The sequence below is a fragment of the Coleofasciculus sp. B1-GNL1-01 genome (assembly GCF_040220235.1).
In the GTDB taxonomy this organism is placed as follows: Bacteria; Cyanobacteriota; Cyanobacteriia; order Cyanobacteriales; family Coleofasciculaceae; genus Coleofasciculus.
The window spans coordinates 145,048-153,438 of record NZ_JAVJTO010000063.1; the positions used below are offsets into that span (position 1 = coordinate 145,048).

Consider the following 8,391-nt stretch of genomic DNA (forward strand, 5'->3'; position numbering starts at 1 on the left):
AGATCGATTCTGCGATCGCGACGATACAACTAACGTGGCACAGCTAACATGGCGCAATTTTACAGCTTTTTTTGGGCGCAAGCCTGGATTTTTGACCAGGCTAATGGATCAAATTAGGCGTGTCACGCTACTACTTTAGCTAGTGACTTCGAGTTGGTCGAGACGAAACCAAATGTTCGGGGTGGGTACATAAAACTTGACAAAGGCATAGTCACCCCGGATATCGACCACTTCCCCATCACTTTCAAAAATATAAGGAGGAAAGCGAGTATCACTGGCTGTAGCTTCCACACTATTATCCAACGTTTCGCGATTTACGCGCACTAATGCGCCTTTTTTGAGTTTGCCTGCCATTACTTATCCCTAATATCGATATGAGTAAACGCTTTCCAGCCATTATCCCTCATAATTAACCTCTGAGTGTAGTTGCGCTTGTAGTTGCGCTTGTAGTTGCGCTTTAGCGCCATAAACTGAACACAGCCACCATTAACCCTATTTAAAATAATAGTTAAACCCGCACCCCCCCATAAAAATCCAGCGCCGTGAACCCCATCAACCTCGACCCAATCATCGCTGCAATCAGCGCGATCGCACGTCCAGCCGCCCCCCTACTCAAAAATAAGCTGGAACGGGACGAAACCGTCATCAAACTCCTGAAAAAATTTAATCTCGATCCCGAACATCCCCATCCTGACTTTACCAGCATTTATCAATACGCCTTTGTCGAATATGGTATCAGTAAACCCCAGCCAATTCTCGAACTGTTCCGCCAAAAAGAGATTCAACAGGCTTTTCGCCAAGCCTTCGATCGCAATGACCCCTCCATTCTCCTGCAACAAGGGGAAGCCTTTCTCGACGGATACGCCTTAGGGGATGAAATCCGAGAATTAAGAATTGACCCCAAGCGCGAATTTGCCGCCTTTGCTACCGTATTCATTCAAGTCGCCAAGCGATCGCGCACTCCAGCAGACGTTCTCACCAACCAGAAAATCGACTCATTACACAAATCGATGAGAACCCTGCATGAACGGTTGGATAGACTCCCCACCTTAACCGGAATTCGTACCGAGATAGCGCGGTTGGCGGCACAGGAATCTCTATTATCAGCCGAGGAATCATCCACCGAAATCTCCTGTCGGGCGTTTGGTTTAGCCCAGCAGATGAAGGGTTGGTTTGAAACCCTGGGTTATGACTTTGAACCCTATCAAATCTGGGATGATACACATTTTGAATGGATTGTCAACATTCCCGCCCGACGCGGATATGACCGGATTTTGGTCAGGGGAATTGAGGGAGAAGCGGGAATTCGGGATGTCACCGCCTTGCGAGAATCAGTGGATACTCAACGAACCGATGAAGGTTGGTTAGTCACCCAACGTCGCATCAGTCGCGCCGCCCGTGATGCGGTAGAAACGCGGGAAAATCGTGATTTATTTTGTTATACCTTTGATGAATTATTAGATGAATACGCAGATTTCCGGGACTATTTGGACTGGTTAGAAACAGAGGTAAAATGGCGCGGGATTGATCAAAAGTATGTGCCGTTAGCTTGCAGCAAAGCAGAGATTGATCCGATGACTCAGCGTCAGATTGCCGTGAGTCGTTACGATGAACGCGATGGCTGGATTGATGGGTATATTGACCTTTGGTTAGATGACCCAACAAAAGAGCATATTTCAATTTTAGGAGAATTTGGTACAGGCAAAACCTGGTTTGCCTTCCACTATGCTTGGATAGCATTGCAACGGTATCAGGAAGCAAAAAAACGCGGTGTTTCTCGTCCTCGCTTACCCTTAGTGATTACCCTGCGCGACTATGCCAAAGCTGTTGATGTGGAGAATGTTCTCGCGGGTTTCTTTTTTAGTCAGCATAATATTCGCCTGAATAGCAAAGTCTTTGATCAACTCAATCGCATGGGGAAATTGCTGCTAATTTTCGATGGCTTTGACGAAATGGCAGCCAAGGTTGATCGCCAGCAAATGATTAACAACTTCTGGGAATTGGCGAAAGTAGTTGTACCCGGAAGCAAAGTTATTTTAACCTGTCGCACTGAACATTTTCCCGAAGCAAAAGAAGGACGAGCGTTGCTGAATGCGGAATTGCAAGCCTCGACTGCGAATTTGACCGGGGAAACGCCTCAGTTTGAGGTGTTGGAATTGGAGAAGTTTGAGGATGACCAAATCCGTCAGGTTTTATCGTTTCAAGCTCAACCTGCCACAGTTGAAAAGGTGATGGAAAATCCTCAGTTATTGGATTTAGCCCGTCGTCCAGTTATGACGGATTTGATCTTAGAAGCATTGCCAGATATTGAAGCAGGTAAACCTGTGGATATGTCCAGGATTTATCTGTATGCGGTAAAGCGCAAGATGGAACGGGATATTAAAGCTGAACGCACGTTTACATCGTTAGCTGATAAGCTTTATTTTCTGTGTGAGTTGGCGTGGGAGATGTTATCAACAGATCAGATGAGTCTCAATTATCGGCAATTTCCCGATCGCATTCGTCGGTTATTTGGTTCAGTAGTTCGGGAGGAAAAGGATTTAGACCATTGGCATTATGACATGATGGGGCAATCGATGCTGGTTCGGAATGCGGATGGCGATTATACTCCAGCGCATCGTTCGCTATTGGAGTTTTTTGTCGCCTATAAATTTGCCGCCGAGTTGGGGGTATTGGCGGCTGATTTTACCAAATTGGCTCAAGCACAATCTTATATTGATGACAGTGCTACACCTGAGAATTATACCTGGTCATCCTATTTTAATTGCCAGATAGATAAGGCAGGAAAAATCATGCAAATTGCGCCGTCAAAAGGATTTAAGAGTGAGTCACTAGCGCAATTACGCCAGACATTAGGACAAGCACCGTTGACAAAAGCGGTAATGGATTTAATGATACCGATGCTTGATTTAGCTTCTCCAACTGCGGTTAAGAGTAAAGTAACCGAGGAATCTTGCTCCCCTCTCCTTGCAGGAGAGGGGCTGGGGGAGAGGTCAAAAAAATCGTCGCTTCTGGAAATTCTGGAAGCAACACGGGGTAAAAGTGAAGATGAAGTGGGATATGTTGGGGGGAACGCAGCGACCCTAATGGTGAAGGTTGATCAGGCGGGGTTAGAAGGTAAAGATCTCAGTCGCGCAGTTATTAAAGGCGCTGACTTTAGCAATGCCAGCCTACGCCATGTTAATTGTACTAATGCAAATCTGGCTAATTCTGTTTTTACAAAAGTATTTGGTTTTGTCTTATCAGTAGCATATAGCCCTAACGGTCAAGTTTTTGCGACAGGCGAGGCTAATGGAAAAATTCGCTTGTGGCAAGTTGCTAATGGTCAACAAATATTAATTTTTCAAGGACATACTGATTGGGTAAGTTCAGTTGCTTTTAGCCCTGATGGGAAAATCCTAGCTAGTGCTAGTCATGATATGACAGTAAAGCTATGGGATACAAACAGTGGAAAATGCTTGAAAACTTTACATGGACATTCAAATCGGATAAGAACAGTAGCTATAAGTTTAGATGGGATGATCCTTGCCAGTGGAGGTGATGATCAGACAGTAAAATTATGGAATGCATCAACTGGAGAATGCTTAAACACTTTAAAAGGACACCTTGGTAGAATATGGTCAATAGCTATAAATTGTGACAGTAAAATTTTAGCTAGCGGCGGTTCTGATCATACGGTTAAATTATGGGACATTACCACGGGTAAATGCTTGAAAAATTTGCAGGGACATACTAGCCATGTACAGTCCATAGCTATTAGTTTAGACGGTGCAATTTTAGCGAGTGGAAATGATGACGAAACTGTCAAGCTATGGAATATAAATACAGGTAAATGTTTTAAAACTTTGCAACAACATACAAGTCGAGTTCGGTCAGTTGCCATTAGTCCAGATGGTAAAACATTAGCAAGTGGTGGAGGCGATACCCTAGTTAAAATCTGGAATATCGAAACTGGACAATGCACAAAAAATTTGCCCGGGCATACCCGCGAAATACTTTCATTAGCGTTCAGTCCTGATAGCAAAAGTGTAATTAGTAGTAGCCATGACCAGACATTAAAAATTTGGGATATTCACACGGAGAAATGTCTGAAGACATTACAGGGACATAAGCATTGGATAAATTCTGTAGCCATCAGTTCTGATAATACAACTCTTGTTAGTGGTAATGAAGATTCAACAGTGAAGCTCTGGAATCTTCGCACTGGAGAATGTTTGCAAACTTTATCTGATCATACAGATTGGATTGATTCAGTCACTCTTACCACTGACGGTAAAATTTTAGCGAGTGGTAGTGGGGATAAAACAGCAAAAATTTGGGATGTTTCTATGGGGAAGTGCTTAAAAACATTGCAAACAGATAATAGCCCAGTGTTTTCAATCGCAATTAGTCGTAATAGTAAGATTTTGGTAACTGGGGGTAATGACAAAAGAATTAAGTTATGGAATATTCTTACAGGAGATTGTGTGAACATCTTACAGGAGCATACAAATGGAGTTAGGTCAGTGTTAATTAGTCGTGACGATACAACTGTATTTAGCTGCGATATTGATGGTATAATTAAATCATGGGATATAAAAACAGGTAAATGCATAAATACCTTTCAAGGGCATAATCATGCCGTATGGTCATTGGCTATTTGTTCTAACGGTAAAATTCTTGCCAGTGCAAGTAGCGACCAGACAATAAAGCTATGGGATACCACGACAGGAAAATGTCTCAAAACGCTCCAAGGGCATACTGATAAGGTGTCTTCAGTAGCCATTAATGTTGACAGTACAATACTAGCTAGTGGAAGTAGCGATCAAACCATAAAACTATGGAATATTCACAGTGGAGAATGTCTCAGAACCTTACAGGGTCATACAAATCGCGTACAGTCGGTAGCACTGAGTCCTGACGGTGAAATCTTAGCCAGTGGTAGTTATGACGAAACAATTAAAGTTTGGGATGTGAAATCGGGCAAGTGTATAAAAACTTTAGTAAACAAGCCCTATGTGAACATGAATATCACGGGTGTTACAGGTTTAACCGAAGCTGAGAAAACCGCACTTAAAACTTTAGGCGCAGTAGAACATAGAGCATCATAGAAAAACATTAAATTCCTTCCCCATAATCACAGCGATGAGAGAATAGCAACCGCCATAGCGGTTAGGACAGATCATTTGGTTCCAGACGTTCCGCCGGAACGTCTCTACAATGGTGCCGAAAGTCCTAATCGATGTGTCTACTGCTATATGTAATGGCGTGATCAACCTAATTTAATGAATTTAAATTACATCCAGAAACCGTAGGGGCGCACTGACGTGCGCCCGATTTAACCATCAAATCCATACCACAATTTTAGCTATGTCAGTCCAGTCCAGTAGCTTGAGTTCTTTAAACGTCAGTAAATCCTTCTCAAAGAGTAACCCAACGCTATAGTTAACCTGTTGCGACTAAAGACTAAATAGAGATTACTTTCTAGTAATTTATCATAGCTAGTCTAGAAGATGCAAAACTTCCCTAAACTCCTCATAACTAATTTGGCGATCGCGGTTGGTGTCGGCTAGCTTCAGCATTGCCTCAATTTCAGCGTGAGTAACTTGGGAATTAATCTCTCGCAAACAAACTTCTAATTCTTCGCCACTAATGTAACCTGACTCATCCTTGTCCAAAAGCCGAAAATATGCCATTAGGCGATCGTCTTCGTCTAAATGTTTGAATGAATCAAAGCTATGGCTCATCATCCGCCACAACTGATGCGGATCAGTTTGTTTAATAATCTCGGCTTCCTCCGTTGTGGTAACCCCGTAATCTTGGCGAGCCTGCTCAATGCTTTTTGATTCACGTTTCGATAATTGCTTGAGTAACGTCTCCAAATCAGTCATCGGCTTTTTGCCATTAATCACTTCAGCTAACTCGGTGACTAAGTGTTGCTCTGGATGATGCTGGGAAAACTCCAGAATGAGCGTCAAGATGGCTTCACGATAACTTTCTTGACGCCACCAATCTTCACGACTCCTAGGGTTTTGCGGATCAAGCAGATTAGGATCTTCAACTCCAAGCTCTGTTAAAATCTCCTGATGTTCCGCCTCAGAAATATCGAGTTCCCGCCGCATTGGTTGAAGACTATTCAAACTGCTGGAAACGTTAGCATACCCTTCATTAAGAGCTTCTGTCAAAATTCCTTTATAAGCCTGAAGCCGTTTTTCTTTGGTAAAATTTGGCAAAACCTTAGCTAAAACATACACTTCATCGGCATTCAGAGAATCAAGCGATCGCCCTTCTAAAAAACGTGATATATCTAAGTTTAATTTACTGAGCTGTCGCCGCAGTCGGCTGGCTAGACTTTCTTGGCGGTAGCGGTGGGGATTGCGTTGCCATGTTCGGTAGAGCCATAGCGTACTACAGATAGCAATAAGTAGTGGAAATAAATACTGTATCGGTGCAGGTAACAACCGGATAAAATTTCGTCCGGCAAAGACAAAGAATAGGTTAAAGACAAAGAACGTGCAAAGGGTAAACATCCGGTGACGGATTAGTTCTTGACTTAGGGGTTGCTGCTGGCGTCGCTGAACCGCATTATAGCGTTTTTCTATACTAATTCCTATGCTAGATCCGGCAAATGCAAATGCGGCTAATGTCAGCGGAACAGCGACTAACTTAGGCAGGGGAATGGGCTGATTTCCCAGATAAAATCCTGGACTCATTAATGTAGCTAGCTGATTTTCTTGATGCGCCCAAACGCCAGAGAAATAGTAGTCCCAATTCCCGGCATAAAGATAATAATAAATGAAGTAACCCAAGACCAATCCGACATAACCATAGTAGAGCCACTGCTGTTGCGGCTGCATAATCGTTTCCCAGTAGGAACGCTCCGCATCAATATCAATACAGGGACTCTGACAAGCCACACAAGCACTCTGTTCTTCGCCTTTTTTGTTTAGGGTGCGACACATCGATTGCGTAATCTTTTGGCGATCTTCCTCATGAGCTGTTCTCGTCAACAATCCTCTAGGTTCAGCATAAATTTTTTGCACCGGAGCCATGGGACAGAAATACTGACACCAGGATTTACCCTCATAGAGGTAGCCCACTACAATTGCCCCGATAATGGTTGTTAATAAAAAAATTGCCAAGGCTGTGCGATCGGAATTGACGAACAAAATTCTGCTACATAATCCTAGATAAAACAGTCCAAATTGGAGATGCAAATGATTCCGACCTAACCAGGAATTTTGAGTCACTTTTACTCCCTGATAGCGTACTTTCCCAGTTTGAGGGTGAACTCGTCGTTGTTTCCGTTGCCATCCCAAAGCGCGAGGAATTTGGGACAGGAATGACAAGGGACATATCCGACGCCATAATTCATGTCCAAATACTAACAAAATGAAAATACTGGTGGGGACGATAATGCCCCAGAAAATAGGCGCTCCCAAGGCATAAGGACTCTCTTCTATACAAGTTCCCTGAACATTTACACAAATAGCGGGGTCAATTCTTAAAGGACTAATTGTATTGTCAGGAGTGGTTAATCCAGGAGAGAAAGGGTCATAGAACAACGAAAGAATTAGTAACAACCAACCAATGGTCAGCAGCCATCGAAATCGGTGCATTTGGCGTTCCGATATTTGCATACTATTTGCTGACGACCTGACTTATACTTAGCTAGACAAAGAGTATAGTACCATAATCAGCCTGTAAATAGGGGGCTTTGCTGGCGAATGTTAAAAAAGAGCGTCAAATCCAATAAAATTGTTAGCTACTCTAACGTATTTCGGTCAATGCCTACCCGACTTTAGAAGGTGTAGCCAAATTGTAGTGGTGTGACGCAGCCAGTAGGTTGGGTTGAAACTTAAACACGCTCACACCCCAGCATTAAAGATTTGATTAGCTGTCAAATTTAACTCTGGAAAACTTGCTGACACAATCCGCTCATTTCCCCGAAACTGCGTCACCTGGTACACACCATCAACAAGTTGATACATCGAAAACGTCGGTTGCTTGGGATTACCAATATAACGCCTACCCCCTAATCCCAGATAATCTACAATCCAATACTCAGGAATACCCATCGCCTCATAATCTTCCAACTTCAGGGCATAATCATCACTCCAATTCGTGGAAACCACTTCTATAACCAAACGGATAGAAGTTCCCAATATAATGATAGATTCATTGTCCCAGCGAGGTTCGTCATTCGCCACACCCACTTTATCTAAAACGACGACATCCGGTTCATAACTCGATTCGCGTGCAGGTTTAACCACACGTAAACTACAGGAGCTTTTCCGCCCCGGTCTTTCAAGCCGGGGCGGAAAAGCGACATTGCGGCTTAAGCCGCCGTACTCTTTTTTTTTAGTGCCTTGTATGGTGTGGGTCATTGATGTACGCCATCACATGGGATGT

At 43.4% G+C, this 8,391-nt stretch carries 4 protein-coding genes; 1 reads left to right on the forward strand and 3 read right to left on the reverse strand.

The features are described 5' to 3' along the window. Positions 1-135: 135 nt before the first annotated feature. Positions 136-354, reverse strand: a complete 219-nt coding sequence (gene ndhO / locus RID53_RS16020) for an NAD(P)H-quinone oxidoreductase subunit O (RefSeq protein ID WP_446389047.1) — start codon at positions 352-354, stop codon at positions 136-138. A gap of 188 nt (positions 355-542) precedes the next feature. Here ndhO and RID53_RS16025 point away from each other — a divergent pair, with 188 nt between their 5' ends. Further along, entirely contained in the window at positions 543-5,090 is a 4,548-nt protein-coding gene (locus RID53_RS16025) for an NACHT and WD40 repeat domain-containing protein (protein ID WP_446389048.1), read from the forward strand. Positions 5,091-5,480: 390 nt separating this feature from the next. Here RID53_RS16025 and RID53_RS16030 read toward each other — a convergent pair whose 3' ends face one another. Both RID53_RS16030 and RID53_RS16035 read right to left on the reverse strand, forming a co-directional pair. Further along, on the reverse strand, positions 5,481-7,619 hold the full coding sequence (locus RID53_RS16030; protein WP_446389049.1) for an EF-hand domain-containing protein: 2,139 nt from the start codon (positions 7,617-7,619) through the stop codon (positions 5,481-5,483). Positions 7,620-7,847: 228 nt separating this feature from the next. After that, the gene (locus tag RID53_RS16035) at positions 7,848-8,366 is read right to left on the reverse strand and encodes a Uma2 family endonuclease (protein WP_446389050.1); all 519 of its coding nucleotides are present in this window, start codon (positions 8,364-8,366) and stop codon (positions 7,848-7,850) included. Between the last annotated feature and the right edge of the window lie 25 nt (positions 8,367-8,391).